At 65.2% G+C, this 17619-nt stretch carries 10 protein-coding genes; 6 read left to right on the top strand and 4 right to left on the bottom strand.

The features are described 5' to 3' along the window. Positions 1–140 precede the first annotated feature (140 nt). Positions 141–2732 carry a hybrid sensor histidine kinase/response regulator gene (locus tag ACYVL5_RS02445; protein WP_460593961.1) on the top strand — a complete coding sequence of 864 codons (2592 nt, stop codon included), beginning with the start codon at positions 141–143 and terminating at the stop codon, positions 2730–2732. Between the two features lie 225 nt (positions 2733–2957). On the opposite strand, the gene ACYVL5_RS02440 is transcribed toward ACYVL5_RS02445, so the two are convergent. The 4 genes from ACYVL5_RS02440 to ACYVL5_RS02425 all read right to left on the bottom strand — a co-directional run bounded on the left by ACYVL5_RS02440 (position 2958) and on the right by ACYVL5_RS02425 (position 8813). Further along, on the bottom strand, positions 2958–5057 hold the full coding sequence (locus tag ACYVL5_RS02440) for a hybrid sensor histidine kinase/response regulator (protein WP_460593960.1): 2100 nt from the start codon (positions 5055–5057) through the stop codon (positions 2958–2960). 259 nt (positions 5058–5316) lie between these two features. Further along, entirely contained in the window at positions 5317–7617 is a 2301-nt protein-coding gene (locus tag ACYVL5_RS02435; RefSeq protein ID WP_460593959.1) for an ATP-binding protein, read from the bottom strand. After that, complete coding sequence (locus ACYVL5_RS02430; protein WP_460593958.1) at positions 7607–8482, bottom strand: HDOD domain-containing protein; 876 nt, start codon at positions 8480–8482, stop codon at positions 7607–7609. The genes ACYVL5_RS02435 and ACYVL5_RS02430 overlap by 11 nt, the downstream gene beginning before the upstream one ends. Next, positions 8472–8813, bottom strand: a complete 342-nt coding sequence (locus ACYVL5_RS02425) for a hypothetical protein (protein WP_460593957.1) — start codon at positions 8811–8813, stop codon at positions 8472–8474. Before ACYVL5_RS02425 ends, ACYVL5_RS02430 begins: the two co-directional genes overlap by 11 nt. A gap of 297 nt (positions 8814–9110) precedes the next feature. Here ACYVL5_RS02425 and ACYVL5_RS02420 point away from each other — a divergent pair, with 297 nt between their 5' ends. From ACYVL5_RS02420 to nifJ, 5 genes are all read left to right on the top strand, one after another. Beyond that, complete coding sequence (locus ACYVL5_RS02420; protein ID WP_460593956.1) at positions 9111–9899, top strand: substrate-binding periplasmic protein; 789 nt, start codon at positions 9111–9113, stop codon at positions 9897–9899. Positions 9900–9910: 11 nt separating this feature from the next. Then, on the top strand, positions 9911–10099 hold the full coding sequence (locus ACYVL5_RS02415; RefSeq protein ID WP_460593955.1) for a hypothetical protein: 189 nt from the start codon (positions 9911–9913) through the stop codon (positions 10097–10099). Next, complete coding sequence (locus ACYVL5_RS02410; RefSeq protein ID WP_460593954.1) at positions 10096–12324, top strand: hybrid sensor histidine kinase/response regulator; 2229 nt, start codon at positions 10096–10098, stop codon at positions 12322–12324. Before ACYVL5_RS02415 ends, ACYVL5_RS02410 begins: the two co-directional genes overlap by 4 nt. 283 nt (positions 12325–12607) lie before the next feature. Continuing rightward, on the top strand, positions 12608–13132 hold the full coding sequence (locus tag ACYVL5_RS02405) for an HPP family protein (protein WP_460593953.1): 525 nt from the start codon (positions 12608–12610) through the stop codon (positions 13130–13132). A 364-nt stretch (positions 13133–13496) separates the two neighbouring features. Beyond that, positions 13497–17213 (top strand): pyruvate:ferredoxin (flavodoxin) oxidoreductase, encoded by a 3717-nt coding sequence (nifJ, locus tag ACYVL5_RS02400; RefSeq protein ID WP_460593952.1) that lies wholly within the window; start codon positions 13497–13499, stop codon positions 17211–17213. The last annotated feature ends 406 nt before the right edge of the window (positions 17214–17619 follow it).

The raw sequence follows: 17619 nt of genomic DNA, 5'->3' as shown, positions 1-17619 counted from the left end.
ATTGCCGGCCCCCCCTTCTATGCGTGGGTTGCGCGGACAGTCATTACGCCCGGCCCTTTGAGAGAGATCGCTGTCGATAATTGCCCATTGCTACAGAGTTTAATTTTCAAATATAGTAATGAGCGTGGAGGAGCCTCGATATGCCCGACAACTCAGGCAACCGCAGAGACCTGATATCGGCCGGCGATCGCTGCCAGCGTGCGGATCCTTCCTCCCCCCTCTCCCACCGTCGCGCCCTCACCCTGACCGTCACCGCCTTCCTGCTGGTGAACCTCTGTTTCGACGCCCTGCTTTTCTGGAAAATCAGCCGCAGCAAAGAGCGCTACGAGCGGGACTCGGAGATCCAGGTCACCAACCTGTCCAAGGCCCTGGAACAAAACGTCTACACCCTGATCCGCGAGGTCGACCTGACGCTGCAGACCATCGCCGATGCCTGGCAGAAGGAGGCCTCCTCCGGGAAAGGGGTCGACAGCCGCTTCCAGGCCTTCATGGAGCGGCAATCCGGCCGGCTCCCCACCATCCTCGGCCTGCGGGTCGCCAGCCGGGAAGGGAGAGTGATCTACTCCACCGGGGCGGTGGCCGCCCGCAACCCCTACATCGGCGACCGCGATCACTTCACCAGGGTGCGGGAGCGGGAAAACCCGGGACTGGTGATCGGCAAGCCGGTGCTCGGGCGGGTCTCCAAACAGTGGGTGCTCCCCATCTCCCGCCGCCTCTCCCACCCGGACGGCAGCTTCGGCGGCGAGGTCCATGCCTCGATCGCGCTGGGGACCTTCAGCAGGATGTTTTCCTCCCTCAACCTCGGGCCCCGCGGCGTGGTCAGCATGTGGAACGAGACCACCACCCTCGCCCGCCACCCCGAGATGGTGAAGGAGCGGAGCACCATCGGGACCAGCAAACCGTCGCGTCAACTGAAGGCGCTGCTCGATTCCAGGACCAAGGCCGCCCTCTACCGGGCCACCGCCCCCACCGACGGGGTGCGCAAGACCTACTTCATCAACAAGGTCGGGGACTTCCCGCTCTGGGTCATCGTCGGCCTGGCCGAGGCGGACTACCTCGCTCCGTGGCACCGCGAGATCAGGGAAACCGAGCTGATCGCCCTCCTTTTCGCCGCCATCTCCCTGGTCAGCGCCTGGCAGGTCTACCGCTACTGGAAGTTCAGCAGGCGGCGCTTGAGCGAGATCGTGGTCCGGGAGACCGAGGAGCGGCTGCAGTCGGCCCGCAAGCTCGCCCGCATCGGCAGCTGGATCAAGGATCTCCGCAGCGGGACCTACATCTGGTCGGACGAGGTCTACCGGATCTCGGGGATCGACCCCTCCGCCGCCGCTCCCGCTGAAAACCTCCTGATGGCGGTCGCCCATCCCGACGATCACCAATCCCTCGCCACCTCCCTGGAGCTCGCCGCCCAGAGCGCACTGCCCCAGGCGCTGCAGTTCCGCATCGTCTGGCGGGACGGCACCGTCCGCTGGCTCCACCTGGAGGGGAAGCTGGAAACTTCCGCCGCCGGGACCCCGGAGAGGGTGGTCGGTTTCATCCACGACATCACCGAAAACAAGAAGGGAGAGGAGGAACGCCTCAACCTCGAGCGGCAGGTGCTGCATTCGCAGAAGCTGGAGAGTCTCGGCGTGCTGGCGGGGGGGATCGCCCACGATTTCAACAACATACTGACCGCCATCGTCGGCAACGCCGACCTGGCCCTGGGGCGGAGCGACGAGCAGTCGCCGGTGGCCGAAAACCTCAGGCGGATCATCAGCGCGGCCACCAGGGCGGCCGATCTCGCCAAGCAGATGCTGGCCTATTCGGGGAAGGGAAGTTTCCGGATCGAGCAGGTGCAGGTCGACGCCATCCTCGTCGAGATGCACCACCTGCTCGAGGTCTCCATCTCGAAGAAGGCCCGGCTCCAGGTCGAGTTGGCCCACGGTCTGCCGGCGGTGGAGGCCGACCCCACCCAGCTGCGGCAGATCATCCTCAACCTGGTGATCAACGCCTCCGAGGCGATCGGGGATGCGGGGGGTACCATCCGGGTGAGGACCGAGTACCGCGACTGCGGCAGGAGTTTCCTGGCCGGCTTTCAGAAGGCTGGAGAGCTCGAGGAGGGGGGATACATCCTTTTGGAGGTCGCCGATGACGGCTGCGGGATGCCTCGGGAGGTCCAGTCGAGGATCTTCGACCCCTTCTTCAGCACCAAGTTCACCGGCCGCGGGTTGGGGATGGCTGCCGTACTGGGGATCATCCGCAGCCACCGCGGAGCCATCAGGCTCGAGAGCGAGGAGGGGAGAGGGACCACCTTCACCATCCTGCTGCCCGCCACCGGGCAGCCGGTGGAGGAGGAGCCCCGCGGCACCCGGAACAACTGGCTCCTGCAAGGGAAGGTGCTCCTGGTGGACGACGAGGAGGAGGTCCGCCTGACCGGGGCGGAACTTTTACGGGAGCTGGGATTCACGGTGATCACCGGCTCCGACGGTGAGGAAGCGTTGGGGGTGGTGCGGGAGACCCCCGACCTCTTGCTGGTGCTCCTCGATCTGACCATGCCCAACCTCGACGGGGAGCAGTGCTTCAACCGGATCCGCGAGATCGCCCCCGCGCTGCAGGTGGTCATCTGCAGCGGCTACCACGAGGCCGAGATCGCCGGGAAGTTCAAGGGGAAGGGGCTGGCCGCGTTCCTTCAGAAACCGTACATGCTCTCCGACCTCAAAGAGGTGCTCGGGAGGGTCCTCAAGCAGGAAGGATAGCCGTATCCTCGTTCCTCAACACCGCGTGACGCTCGTACTCCTCGCCCACGACGACCTCCCTGGGTCAAAAACCTACCTCACCCGGCCTTCGGCCCCCCTCTCCCCTAAAGGGGCGAGGGGATTTACACCCTACCCCCCTTGCTGCTTGTGGCCGCAGGCCACCGTTAATATACCCTCGCCCCCCTTGGGGGAAAGGGTGGCCGAAGGCCGGGTGAGGGCCGGGTTTCACCGCAGCCATCTACGGACCTCGGCCAGCAGGGTCTGGGGGGGAAGGGGCTTGGGCAGGAAGGCGCCGTTACCGGCCAGCGCCTCCGCCACCGGAAGGTCGTCCGCGTTGTAGCCGCTCATGAAGACCGCCTTCAGCTCCGGCCGGATCGCCTGCATCTGCCGGAACGCCTCGATCCCGTTCATCCCGGGCATGACCACGTCCGACACGAGGAGGTCTACCTCGCCGTTATTCCGGATGAACTGGGCGACCGCGTCCTTGCCATGGTTGGCGGAGATGACCCGGTATCCGGAGCGCCTGAGCACCTGGGAAAGGAGGAGCCTGATCTGGTCGTCGTCCTCGGCAAGGAGGATGGTCTCGCTCCCGGTGACCCAGTCGCCCGGACGAGGGAGCGCCATCTCCCCCGCCACGGCCTTGACCAAGGGGATATAGATCCGGAAGGTGGTCCCCATCCGTGGCCGGGAGACGCAGGAGATGAACCCGTTGTGCTGTTTCACGATGCCATACACCATGGAAAGCCCAAGCCCGGTCCCCTTCCCCACCGTCTTGGTGGTGAAAAACGGCTCGAAGACACGCTGGGCGACCGCTTCCTCCATGCCGGTGCCGGTGTCCGTGCAGGTCACCAGCGCGTACCTTCCGGGGGTGCCGAACCCGTTGTGGCTTATGAACGCGTCATCGATGGTGACCCTCTCGGTGGCGATGGTCACCGTCCCCGCCCCCTCGATGGCGTCCTGGGCGTTGGAGATCAGGTTCATCAGCACCTGCTCCAGTTGCCCCAGGTCCCCCATGACCGGGAGGTCGTAGCGGGCCAGGTCGCAGCTCACCACGATGTCCCCCCGCACGAGCCTCCTGAGGAACTCGCTGGCCTCGGCGATCACCTGGTTTAAGTCCACCGGCTTGAGCTCCAGCTCCCTCTTGCGGCTGAAGGAGAGGAGCGAACGGGTGAGGCCCGCCGCCCGCTCCGCCGCCTTCATGATCCCCTTGAGCTGGCTCCCCGCCTCGCTCCCCTGCTCCACGTGCTGGTCGAGCAGGGCGCCGTAACCGATGATGGCGGTGAGGATGTTGTTGAAATCGTGGGCCACCCCGCCGGCGAGGGTGCCGATGGCCTCCAGTTTCTGGGACTGCTGCAGCTGCTGCTCGAGCTTCTTTTGCTCGGTGATGTCACGGGCGTAATGGATCGACCCCTGGAGGTTCCCTTCCCGGTCGAAAAGCGGTGAGACCACCACCTGGAGGTGCATGCCGAGCTCGGGAAGATGGACCGCCTCGGAGTGGGGCCGGGCGTCCTGCAGTAGTTTGGTGTGGGGACAGAAATGAGGGTAAGGTCCCGCGCCGTGGTAGCAGTGGTTGCAGAGGAGCTCACCTCCCTGGGCCGCGGTCCCGCCGATGAGGGCCGCCATCGCCTTGTTGGCCCTCACGATCTCGTGCTGGAGCCCGAGGATCATGACCGGGTCGACGATGGCGTCGAAGGTCCGCTCCCACTCCTCCCTGGCCGCCACCATCTCCCCTTCCGCTTTCTTGCGGGCGGTGATGTCCTCGAATACCGCCACGAAGTGCCCCGGCTCGGGACAGTAGACCGAGATGGAGAGCCAGAGGCCGAACAGGGTGAGGTCGAACTCGAAGGACTCGGGGGTCCCGGTCGATACCACCCTTCCGTAGGTGGCGATCAGCTCCGGATGGGCCTTTACCAGCTCCGGATAAACCTCGCTGACCTTTTTCCCCACCACCTCCGGGGCGTTTAGGATGCGGCGGAAGGAGTCGTTGACCGCCAGGTGAAGGAAGTCGACCGGCTTGCCGCCTTCGTCATAGATCATCCGGCAGAAGGCGAAGCCACCCAGCATGTGGACGAAGAGGGAGCGGTACCGCTCTTCGCTCATCCGGTTGCGATCCATCTCCGTGGCCGCCACCGACCGGAGGGGATGGACGATGACGGACCAGACGAAGGGGGCCGCCAGGGCGGGAAGAAGGAGCGCGTCCAGGAGAACTTTGGGAACGGAATCGGGAACGAAGGGGATGAGGAGATACATGATGCCCGCTTCAATCACCGCCATCACGATGAGGAGACGGACAAAAACCTGGCTGGGGCGGTTGAGCGCTTCCATGGAAAAACCTCTTTCTCGCTCTGCGGCCGCCTCTTCTTTAGTGTTCCGCGAAGGGGCAGCCTCACGCAGAGCTACCTTTGAACAAGCAGATTGCCTGCCAATTCATTTGGGCAATGGTTTCAACTGGTTAGCATCAAACCAGAAGGACGGGGGTGTCCCGCATCGGGACAGTTGTTCCCGGTGGGGACAGTCGGGGATCGCCGGGGGGCGTAGCGGTTCGGCGGCAAGCAGGTGGTTACGGCGGGAAGGGAGGAAGGGCCTACGGCACCAAGGAGGAGACCGCGCTCCGGAAGTTTTCGAAGATGTGGACCAGTTGGCGCTGGAGGGAGGGGACTTCCGCCAGCTGGCCGGCCGCCGCCAGGGCCTCGATGCGGCCCGAGAGCTCCTGCATGGTGGCGGCCCCGAGGTTGGCGGCGCTTCCGCGCACGGTGTGGGAGCGGTACCTCACCTGAGAGCTGTCGCCCTCCGCGATGGCCGCCTCCAGGGCGGCCAGGTGCTCTCCCACGCTCGAGATGAACATCCCGATCAGCTGGACGGCCAGTTCCTCCTCGCCTCCGAGCCTCTCCACGAAGGCGGCGTAATCGAAATCGGTCAGCGGGGGCGCCCCCGCCCCGGGAGCCGCCGGCGAGGCATCTCCGCCCCCGGATCTCCCTTCGCCGCTCTCCGCGAGGCCGGCCACCGCCCCGATCACCTCCCAGAGGTCCTCCTCACGCACCGGCTTGGAGACGTAGCTGTCCATGCCGGCCGCGCGGCAGGCGGCTGCATCTTCCTTCATGGCGTTGGCGGTCATGGCACAGATGTGGGACTGCCGCCCCACCCCGCCTTCCCTGGCGCGGATGACCCGGGTGGCTTCCATGCCGTCCATGATCGGCATCTGCACGTCCATGAAGATCAGGTCGAACGGCTCGCGCTCCCATTTCTCCACCGCCTCCTTGCCGTTGGATGCCTCGACCACCGTGTGCTCGCCGGTCTTGGCCAAAAGCTTGGCGGTGATCAGCCGGTTGAGCGGGACGTCGTCCACCAGGAGCACCCGCAGTGGCCGCTTGGCGCGCACCAGGGTGGCTCCGCCCCCTTCGGCCGGCTTGGCGGCCGGAAGCTTGGAGGCGTCCGGAATGGCGAGGGTGACCGTGAAGGAGAAGACACTCCCCTCCCCGGGCGTGCTCTCGACCTCCATCTTCCCTCCCATGAGCTCCACGAGCCCCCTGCTGATGGGGAGCCCGAGACCGGTGCCGCCGTAGAGACGGGTGGTGGAGTTGTCGGCCTGGACGAATTTTTCGAAGATCCGGTCGAGCGATTCGGGGCTGATGCCGATGCCGGAATCGGCCACCGAGAAGCGGATAGCGACGGCGTGGCCGGGAGGGTAAAAATCCCCCCTGTCCCCCCTTTGACAAGGGGGGGACGCGGCGCCGGGGGCCGTACCATCGGCAGCGCCAGGGAGGGGGCAGGGGGAATCCGGTCCCGGGTGATCCTGGAGGCCGGCAGACGCTTCGACGGAGCAGCCGAGCACGATGCTCCCCTTCTCGGTGAATTTCAGCGCGTTGCCGGTCAGATTTCTCAGCACCTGCCCGATCCGCACCGGGTCTCCCGCCACCCAGGCAGGAAGGCCGGCGGAAAGCTCCAGGTGCACCTCCACCCCCTTCTCACGCCCCCGGACCTCGAACGGCTGCAGGCAGCGCTCCAGGAACGGCTCCAGCTCGAAGGGGACCGACTCCAGGGTGATCTTGCCGGACTCCACCTTGGAGAGGTCGAGGATCTCGTTGATGATGCTCAGGAGGTCGTCGGCCGAATCGATGAGCGACTTCAGGTAGTGGAGCTGCTCGCTGTCGAGGCGGGTGTCCATCAGCAGCCGGGCCAGGCCGACGATACCGTTCATCGGGGTGCGGATCTCGTGGCTCATGTTGGCGAGGAAAACGCTCTTGGCGGCGGTGGCCTCCTCCGCCTTGACGAGCGCCGCCTCCAGCTCGGTGGTCCGCTGCTGGACCTTGTGCTCCAGGTTCTGCATGTGCTCGCGGAGCATGTCGTAGAGCTCGGAGTTTTCCACCGCGTAGGCGGTGTTGATAAGGACGATGGAGAGGGCGTTGAGGGTCCAGAGCTCGGCGTTGAGGTGGCTGCCGGCCAATAGCCCCACGAACATGCCGCGGATGCGCGAGTTGGTGGCCAGCACGTGGAGGACCAGGGTATCGTTTCCGTCCAGGGTGGGGACCACCAGGGGGTGGTTCTGGTTGAGCGCCCAGGCGAAGGTCCCGTCGGCGATCCTCGCGTCTATCTCGGCCCTGACCGCCTCCTCGTCCCCCGCCGGCTCGCAGACCGAGAGGGTGAAGAAGGCGTCCGGATCGACGCTGTACATGGCCATGGTGACGAAGGGGGCCAGGCGGCGCAACTGCCCGAAGACCGCCCGGATCACGAAGGAGGGCTCCTGGCTGCGGTACATGTCGGACTGGAAGTCGGAACAGGCGGTCAGCACGTCCAGGGTCCTCAGGTAGTTGAGGTTCGCCTGTTCGAGGAAGTCGACCCGCTCCTTCAGTACGTTGATCTTTTCCTGACCCTCGTTACCTGGCACCGGACTCCCCCCCGAAGAGAATGGAGATGATCTCCTCGAACATGGCGTCGACCTGCTTCACGAGCGTGGGGAGGAAGAAGCTCGAAATCTTCAGCCCGTCCCAGGTGGCCCCGTCGAGGGGGGGGACGAAGTGCTCGCCGCTGTTGCCGATCTGCATGGCGTGGGCGATGACGTCGGCGACATGCAAGACGGCGGTCTCGGCCGGGTACTGGTGGGCGCCGCGGCAGGCGTGATGGAGGCCGACCGGCTCGGCGATGCTCAACGGGATCCTCCAGTGCCTCATCAGGCACCCCCCCACCTCGGCGTGGTCGAACCCCAGCCGGTGGCGTTCGGCGCGGTAAAGAAGCTGCCCGCTGCGCTGGCACTGTTCCAGGAGCTCGCGGCAGATCTCCGGGATCCTCACGTACATGACGAGCCTCCCCACGTCGTGGAGGATGCCGGCCACGAAGAAGCGCTCGAGGTTGGCGGCCCGCTGGGAGGTGGCCAGGGTGCGGGCGGCGAGCCCGGTGGCGATCGAGTGCCGCCAGAACTGCTCCATGTTGACCAGGTCTTCCGGGATCCCCTTGAAGACGTCCATCACCGAGAGCGCCAGCGCCAGGTCGCGCACCTGGTCCACCCCGATGATGGTGATCGCCTTGGTGATGGTGTCGATCTTGGAGAAGTAGCCGAACAGGGGGCTGTTGGCGACCTTGAGGATGCGCGCGGTCAGCCCCTGGTCCTCGGAGACGATCTTGCCGATGTCCCCGATCGAGCTCCGGGGGTGGCTGATCACCTCGGAGAGCCTAGTGTAGAACATGGGGAGGGAATGGATGGTGGAGATGTCCTGGACCATGTACTCCACCGTCAGCTGGCGGTCACGCGACATGGTCGGTCTTCCTCTGGATGCAGACGCGCATCAGCTCCTTGATCGCCGGATGGGCGTGGTCGTTGTGGACGAAGAGCGCCTCGACCTCCTGGCGGGCGGCGGCGGCCAGCTCCGGGTCGCACTCCGCGAGCGGCTCGCCGTCCTCCGGCTCCTCCTCCTGCTCGCAGACGATCTCCGCCTCCATCACCCCCCACATGCGCAGGATGGAGAGATGCTTCTCCCCCAGTTCGGCCCCGGCGGGGAGGAGGATCCTGCCGCTGCGGTCGCAGACGTTTCCGCCGAGCACCATGCCGGGCTGCAGTTTGTCAATGGCTATGAAGGCCAAGTGCACTCCGTTTCATGCCTGTTGGTATTCTGGTCACCGTATCGGCAGGCGGGTGTGGAGCTTGAGTAGTTATTCCGGAACCGATGGCTTCCTCCCTGGTTCCCGGGCAGGGGCTCCAGGCTCTGCGGTCGGCACGGCTGTCGCCAGGCCAAGATAAACTCCTACCCGCGGTAAGAGAAATTCTCATTCCTAAACCGGCAGAGACTCCCATGATATAATTATTTCCTCCTTATGTCTGTGAAGCAGGGCAAAGATGCCGGGCCGTGACAGTACCGCCGGGCCCAAGGGGAGAAAAGAGGATCTATGAGAGGGATGGCATGCGCGCTCCTCGCGGCCTTGATACTTTGTTCGGGGGCGGCCGCCGCCTCCCCTCCGTCCACCTGCGGCACCATTCGCTACTCCACCAACCCCCAGTATCCCCCCTATGACTGGGAAACCGGCGCGGGCTTCGACGGGGCCAGCATCGAGCTCCTGCGGATGGCCGCCCCTCCCGGGGTGCAGCTCTCCCCGGTGGTGGTCCCCTGGAAGCGCGCCCTGTCGATGGCCGCGGGCGGCGAGATCGACCTCCTGGTCAGCCTGAGGATCACCCCGGAAAGGTCGCAGTATCTCGCCTTCACCAGCCACCGGGCCTTCCCCAACCCCATCGTCATCTTCGTCCGCAAGGACCGCGCCTTCCCCTACCGGCAGTGGCAGGACCTCAAGGGGCGCCGCGGCGGGGTGAGCCTCGGGGACACCTTCGGAGCCGGGTTCGACAACTACTGGCGCCAGGAACTGTCGGTGGAAGAGGCCCCGAGCATGCTGGAGAACTTCCGCAAGCTGGACGAGGGGAGGATCGACTATTTCGTCACCAGCCACTACCTCGGCGAGGCCTACGTCGCCAAGACGCCGATGAGGCATCCGGTCGTTCACCTCGATCCGCCGATCTCCACCCTGGACATCCACTTCGGGTTCAGCAAGAAGTCCGCCTGCCTCTCCCAGCTCGACTACTTCAGCAGGCGCCTCGCCGAGCTCGACCGCAGGGGGGTCCCCGAGAAGCTTCTCCAGAAGCACCTCAAGCGGTACCGGATGCAGCCCGGCACCACCTTCAAGTAAGGACAACGGACATGCGCAGGACGCCCCCCCTCTTCGCCTTGCTGACGCTCGCCTTTCTCCCCCCCGCCTCCCGGGCCGCCGAGCGCCCCGCGCCCGCCTGCACCACCCTCGGCTATCCGGCCCCCCCCCGGGTCCTCCCTGTCAATTACCCGGGGGAAACTCCTCCCCAGGGGCGGGGGGGTGACCGCCAGATCAAATGAGCCGCTTCTCCCGATCCATATCGTTCTCCATCATGATGATGGTGCTCACGGTGGTCACCGTCACCATGACCGCCGCCAGCTGCGTCTACTTCGTGAGGGAGCGCGACGTCCAGTACGAGCGCCTCCAAAAGGAGCTCAAGGGGGCCGCCGACCAGCTCGCTTCCGGGCTGGCGGTGCCGGTCTGGAACTTCGACGACTACCAGATCGACGTCTTCCTCGACGGTTTCATGCACGATGCCACCGTGGCCTACCTCGAGCTCGAAACGGAAAACCGGCGGTTCGTGCGGGGGCGCGGCGAAAGGTGGGAGATGATCCGCGCCATCCCCGCCACCGCCAACCACATCGTCGAGGCGCGGCGGCCGGTGGTCTACAGCGGGAAGGAGATCGGCCACATCCGGATCGCCTACACCCGGCGCTACATCCGGGAAGCGCTCTTTCGCAACACCGCCATCATGCTGGCGGCCATCCTCGTCCTCGATCTCGCCATCTGCGCGAGCCTCTATATCATCCTCTCCCGATGGATCCTCACCCCGCTGGCGCTGCTCGACCAGTTCGCCGGCACCGTCATCGCCGGCGGCGACCACCGCTCGGTCCTCCCCCAGGGAAAGTTCCATGGGGAGCTCGGGAACCTGCGCAACTCGCTGGTCACCATGGTCGACACCCTCGCCACCCGTTACCTCGAGAAGCAGCGCGCCGAAGAGGCCCTGAGGGAGAGCGAGAACCGGCTTCAGCAGTTGAGCGACAACCTATCGGACAGCGTGGTCTACCAGGTAGACTGCGGCGTCGGGGGCGAGATGCGCCAGTTCACCTACCTGAGCGCGGGGATCGAGCGACTCCACGGGGTGAGCGCCGAGGCGGTCATGGCCGACCCCGGGATCCTCTACCGCCAGATCCACGAGGGAGACCGGGAGAAGATCGCCAAGGCCGAGGCGGAGGCCATCGCCACCCTGCAAACCTTCAAGGTGGAGATCCGGTTGCACTCCCCCGACGGGGCGAGCCGCTGGCTTCTTCTCACCAGCACACCGCACCGCGACCGGCGCGGCCATGTCGTCTTCGACGGCATCGAGATCGACGTCACCGAGAGGAAGCAGCTCGAAGAACAGCTCCAGCACGCCCAGAAGATGGAATCGGTGGGGAGGCTCGCCGGAGGGGTTGCCCACGACTTCAACAACATGCTCGGGGTCATCCTCGGTGCCGTCCACCTTTCGCTCGCCAAGGGGGCGGAGGGGGATATCAGGAACAACCTGATGATGATCCAGCAGGCCGCCGAACGCTCGAGCAACATCACCAGGCAGCTTTTGGCCTTCTCCCGCAAGCAGGTCATCGTCCCCAAGCCGGTCAACCTGAACGCACTGATCCTGGAATCGGTCAAGAACCTGGGGCGGCTCATCGGCGAGGACGTCAAGCTCGTCTTCCGCCCCTCGGTGGATCTCTGGAACGTGCTGATCGACCCCTCCCAGGTGGACCAGATCCTGATGAACCTTTCGGTCAACGCCCGCGACGCCATGCCCAACGGGGGGACCCTGACCATGGAGACCGCCAACATCCGGATCGACGGGGATTACAGCCACGTCCACCCCGACGCCGCCCCCGGCGACTACATCCAGCTCAGCATCAGCGACACCGGCTGCGGGATGGACGAGGAGACCCGGAAGCACATCTTCGAGCCGTTCTTCACCACCAAGGGGGTCGGGAAGGGGACCGGCCTAGGACTCGCCATGGTGTACGGGATCGTGACCCAGAACAACGGCTTCATCAACTGCTACAGCGAACCGGGGCAGGGGAGCGTCTTCAAGCTGTACTTCCCCCGCCTGCGGCAGGAGGTCGTCGACGACCGCCCCCCCTTGCCGGTCCCCCGTACCGGGAGCGGCACCATCTTGCTGGTGGAGGACGAGGAGATGCTTTTGTGGGCGACCACCAGGATGCTGGAGGACCTCGGCTACCTGGTGTTGCAGGCCAACACCCCTGGCGATGCGCTGAAGCTCTGCCAAGAAGGGATCGGTTTCGACCTCGTGCTGACCGACGTGGTGATGCCGGGGATCAACGGCCGTGAGATGGCGGAGCGGATCAGGCAGATGAGGCCCGAGGTGAAGGTGCTCTTCATGTCCGGCTACACCTCCGACCTCGTCGCCCAGCGCGGCATCATCGAGGAGGGGATGCACTTCATATCGAAACCGCTCGACCTGCAAAAGCTGAGCGAGATACTGCGTGAATTGCTGCAGTAGTTTTTTGCACCATCGACTCAAGAAATCTTTCCGACCTTCTCCAATCCTTGACTAAAGTCAAGGTTTCCCCCCCTCTCCTTCCCGTATGATCCCCTTCCCCAGCTAACGGTTACGGATGGCGCTCTCCTCGACCTCCCGCCGAGTCCTTCCGTCATGCGCGCCGGGCGGGACGGGTGATACCCGCCCTGCGGGGATACGCGAGCCGATGGCGATTATCTGGGGGGCGGCCCCCCGGTGCCACCGGACGGCAGGAATGGTTCACTTGTGGCAATGAGGAGGGAAGATGAAGAATCGGCTGATAAACGTTCCCATCAAGATGAAAGGGAGTCTGCGGGGGGCTCCCGAACCGGTGTCGATGAAATACGCGGTCTGGGGGCTGGTGAGCGGGATGAGCTCCATCATGGCCATCTTCGCCATGACCCGCATGGCCGGGTACCCGCTCCTGATCGGATCCTTCGGCGCCTCCGCCGTCCTCTTGTTCGGTGCCGTCGAGTCGCCGCTGGCTCAGCCCCGGAACCTGGTGGGCGGCCACCTCCTTTCGGCCCTGGTCGCGGTCGCCATCGTCTCGCTCTTCGGCTCCACTCCGGAGGCGATCGCCTTCGCGGTCGGCGTCGCCATCTTCGTCATGTATCTCACCCGCACCATCCATCCCCCGGGAGGGGCGACCGCCCTCATCGGCGTCCAGAGCCACGCGACCGCCCATTTCGTCCTGGTCCCGGTTCTTTCCGGGTCGCTAGTGCTGCTGGCGGTGGCCCTTTTCACCAACAACGTGGTGTACCACCGCCAGTACCCGAAGAACTGGCTGTAACCGGCAGCTTGCCGCCCGCCAGCGGATCCCAGGGGAGCTGGCGGGCATCCCAGCCCGGTCCCGATCTCCCGGCAACCGACCATCCGGATCAGTCCGCGCCGGTCTCCATTCTCACCGGCTTCGACACCTTCTTGTTGACCAAGACCTCCGCCGGCCCCAACCCGCTGCTGAACCAGCCGAGCCCGCGCGCTATCGGTCTGTCCGTTCACCGAGCGTCCTCCCCATATCACGCCGGATCCCTTCTTACGGGCAACCGCTGCCGCCCCCCCGGAACGCGCGGCCGCGGTCCCGAGCCGGGCGTTGACATCGAATAAATATTAAATATAATTAATCCTTCTTTTAATGCCTGCAAAGGGGGAGTTCCATGACAGCCAGAATAAAAACGATGGACGGCAACACCGCGGCGGCCCACGTAGCCTACGCAATGAGCGAGACGGCGGCCATCTACCCCATCACCCCATCCTCCACCATGGCCGAGGTGGCGGACGAGTGGGCGGTCGAGGGGCGCAAGAACATCTTCGGGCAGACCCTCCTGATCCGGGAGATGCAGTCGGAGGCGGGTGCCGCCGGTTCGGTGCACGGCTCGCTGGTGGCGGGCGCGCTCACCACCACCTTCACCGCTTCCCAGGGGCTCTTGCTGATGCTCCCCAACATGTACAAGATAGCCGGCGAGCTCCTCCCCGGCGTCTTCCACGTCTCCGCCCGCGCGCTCGCCACCCACGCGCTCTCCATCTTCGGCGATCACCAGGACGTGATGGCGGCCCGCGCCACCGGCTTCGCCCTCCTCTGCTCCTCCTCGGTCCAGGAATGCATGGACCTCGGGCTGGTGGCCCACCTGGCCGCCCTGGACGGGAGCGTCCCCTTCGTCCATTTCTTCGACGGCTTCCGTACCTCGCACGAGGTGCAGAAGATCGAGGTGATCGATTACCAGCAGATGGCCGGGCTGGTCGACTGGGAGAAGATCGCCCAGTTCCGCGCCAAGGCGATGAACCCCGAGCATCCCGAGCTCAGGGGTACCGCCCAGAACCCGGACATCTACTTCCAGGGACGGGAGCGCTCCAACCCGTACTACCTGGCACTCCCGGGGGTGGTGACCGCCTGCATGGAGAAGGTGGGGGAGCTGACCGGGCGGCGCTACCGCCTCTTCGACTACGTCGGCGATCCCAAGGCCGAGCGGGTGATCGTCACCATGGGCTCCTCCTGCGAGACGGTGGAGGAGGTGGTCCGCTTCTATCAGCGGCAGGGGGAGAAGATCGGGCTGGTCAAGGTGCGCCTCTACCGCCCCTTCGACGCCAAGGCCCTGCTGGAGGCCATCCCGGCCTCGGCCAGGAAGATCACCGTGCTCGACCGGACCAAGGAGCCCGGTGCGCTCGCGGAGCCGCTCTACCTCGACGTCTGCACCGCGTTTCTCGAGCGGGGTGGGAAGATACCCGACCTCTACGCGGGGCGCTACGGGCTGGGGTCGAAGGAGTTCCGCCCCGTGCACGTGAAGAGCGTTTTCGACAACATGGCCGCCCCCGACGGTAAGCGGCACTTCACGGTCGGCATCGACGACGACGTCACCAACCTCTCCCTGCCGGTCCGAGGGACCGTCTCCACCACCCCGGAGGGGACCATCCAGTGCCGGTTCTGGGGGATGGGGGCCGACGGCACGGTGGGGGCCAACAAGGCGGCCATCAAGATCATCGGCGACAACACCGACCTCTTCGCCCAGGCCTACTTCGCCTACGATTCCAAGAAATCGGGAGGGATCACCGTCTCCCACCTGCGCTTCGGCAAGCATCCCATCCAGTCCACCTACCTGGTCGACGCCGCCGACTTCATCTCCTGCCAGAAAGCTCCCTACGTGCAGGTCTACGACGTCCTGGAGGGGATCAAGGAAGGGGGGACCTTCCTGCTCAACTCGCCGTGGAACACGGTGGAACAGCTGGAGGAGAACCTTCCGGCCGCCATGCGGCGCACCATCGCCGCAGGCAAGATCCGCCTCTACAACGTGGACGCCATCGCCATCGCCGCCAAGGCCGGCCTCGGCGGGCGCATCAACATGATCATGCAGACCGCCTTCTTCAAGCTCTCCGGCGTGCTCCCCTTCCAGCAGGCGGTCGATCTCCTCAAGGACTCCATCCGCAAGGAGTACGGCCGCAAGGGGGGACAGGTGGTCCAGATGAACCTCGACGCGGTGGACCTGGCGGTGGAAAGCCTGGTCGAGATCCGCTACCCCGATGCCTGGAAAAAGGCCGACGACCGGCGGGGGCTCGACTTCCGGCTCGAGCAGGAGATGCCGGAGTACATGAGGAAGGTGATCTTCCCGATCCTCCGCCAGAAGGGTGACGACGTCCCGGTCTCCGCCTTCGAGCCGGACGGCGCCTTCCCCGTTTCCACCGCCCGCTACGAGAAGCGCGGGGTGGCCATCAACGTGCCGGAGTGGATCAAGGAGAACTGCATCCAGTGCAACCAGTGCAGCTACATCTGCCCCCACGCGACCATCCGCCCATTCCTGGCCACCGACGAGGAGATGGCCGCCGCACCGGAAAGCTACCAGACCATAGCCGCCATCGCCCGCGAGGTGAGGGGGGAGCAGTTCCGGATCCAGGTCTATCCGCTGGACTGCATGGGATGCGGCAACTGTGCGGACATCTGCCCCGCCAAGCAGTCCGCGCTGGTCATGAAGCCGATCGAGACCCAGCTGGTCCAGGAGGATAACCGCAAGTTCGCCGAGGCGCTTTCCCCGAAGGGGCACCTGGTGAAGAGGGGGACAGTGATCGGGAGCCAGTTCCAGCAGCCGCTGATCGAGTTCTCCGGCGCCTGTTCCGGGTGCGGCGAGACCCCCTACGCGCGTCTCGTCACCCAGCTCTTCGGGGCGCAGATGATGATCGCCAACGCCACCGGGTGCACCTCGATCTGGGGCGCCTCGGCGCCGGTCAGCCCCTACTGCACCAATCACGAGGGGCACGGCCCGGCCTGGAACAACTCCCTCTTCGAGGACGCCGCCGAATTCGGCTACGGCTACCACATGGCGATCTCCCAGCGCAGGGAAAGGCTCGCGTCGCTAATACGGGCGGCATCGTCGAAGGACCTGCCCAAACCGCTCAAAGAGGGTTTTCACGCCTGGCTTCAGCACATGGACGACCTCGAGCTATCCCGTGGCCATGCCGCGACCCTCAAGCCGCTGCTCGCCAAGGCCGGGGCGAAGGAGCCGGTGCTCGAGGAGATCGCCCAGGCGGCCGACCTCCTCGCCAAGAAATCGATCTGGGTGTACGGCGGGGACGGCTGGGCCTACGACATCGGTTTCGGCGGGCTCGACCACGTGCTCGCCATGGGCGAGGACGTCAACCTGCTCGTGATGGACACGGAGCTCTACTCCAACACCGGCGGCCAGTGCTCGAAGGCGACCCAGACCGGCGCGGTGGCCCGCTTCGCCGCCGCCGGGAAGAGGACCGCCAAGAAGGACCTCGGGAGGATGGCGATCAGCTACGGCTACGTCTACGTCGCCTCGGTGGCCATCGGCGCCGACAAGAACCAGACCCTCAAGGCGCTCATGGAGGCGGAGGCCTACCCGGGGCCGTCGCTGGTGATCGCCTATTCCACCTGCATCAACCAGGGGCTTCGCCGCGGCATGGGGAAATCGATCGAAGAGTCCCTGCTGGCGGTGAAATCCGGCTACTGGCCGCTTTACCGCTACAACCCGCAGTTGCGCGAGCAGGGAAAAAACCCCTTCATCCTGGAATCCAAGGAGCCGGACGGGTCGCTGGAGGATTTCCTCTCCGGCGAGGTCCGCTACTCCATGCTCGCCCAGATGAACCCGGAGGGGGCGGCCGCCTACCGCCGGCAACTCGCGCGGGAGGTCAACGAGCGGTTCCGCATCCTGAGGGAGATGGCCGACTGGCAGCCGACCAAGGGGGACGACCCTCCCAAGGGGGGGCGCAGCCACGAGCACGTACCGGCAGCCGCCGGCGCCACCGAGGAGCCGGCACCGGTCTGTGTCACCGCCACCAGCGACCCGCGCTACAGCAGGCCCACCGAGCCTGAAGAGATGTGCGACGACGGCCGCGCCGGCATCGACAAGAAGCTCGAAGAGTAGCCTGCCGTTCGTTTCCCGTTGCCCGTTTCCCGTTCCTTTCCGTTGCCAGTTCATCTCCTTCCACCTCCTTCCTTCCGCCCCCCCTCCCCTTCAAGGGGAGGGCTGGGGTGAGGATGGGGTTCCCGCAGCCCCCCTGTTCACCCCTTGAACACCCCCTGCCCAGCGCCTGATCATTCCTTGATTATCGACACGATTTTTCCTCATCGCCCGCTCAAATAAAATCAAACACTTGTTTAAATTTTTCAACCGGCATCATAGTTGCTCTAACCAGAACAGGGAAAAACTGTTAAAGGTCTTGCAACTACAACCGAAAAGCTTGCCTATCTGTCAAAGGATTTTTGTAGAAACATGTTTTGACAGTAACGAGCCAACCAGGTGGCACCCGAACTGACAACCGTTATTTCCA

It is taken from the genome of Geomonas sp. Red276, assembly GCF_054784495.1.
Note: the sequence above shows the minus strand (reverse complement) of the source record. Positions and strands in the feature narration are given on the sequence as shown.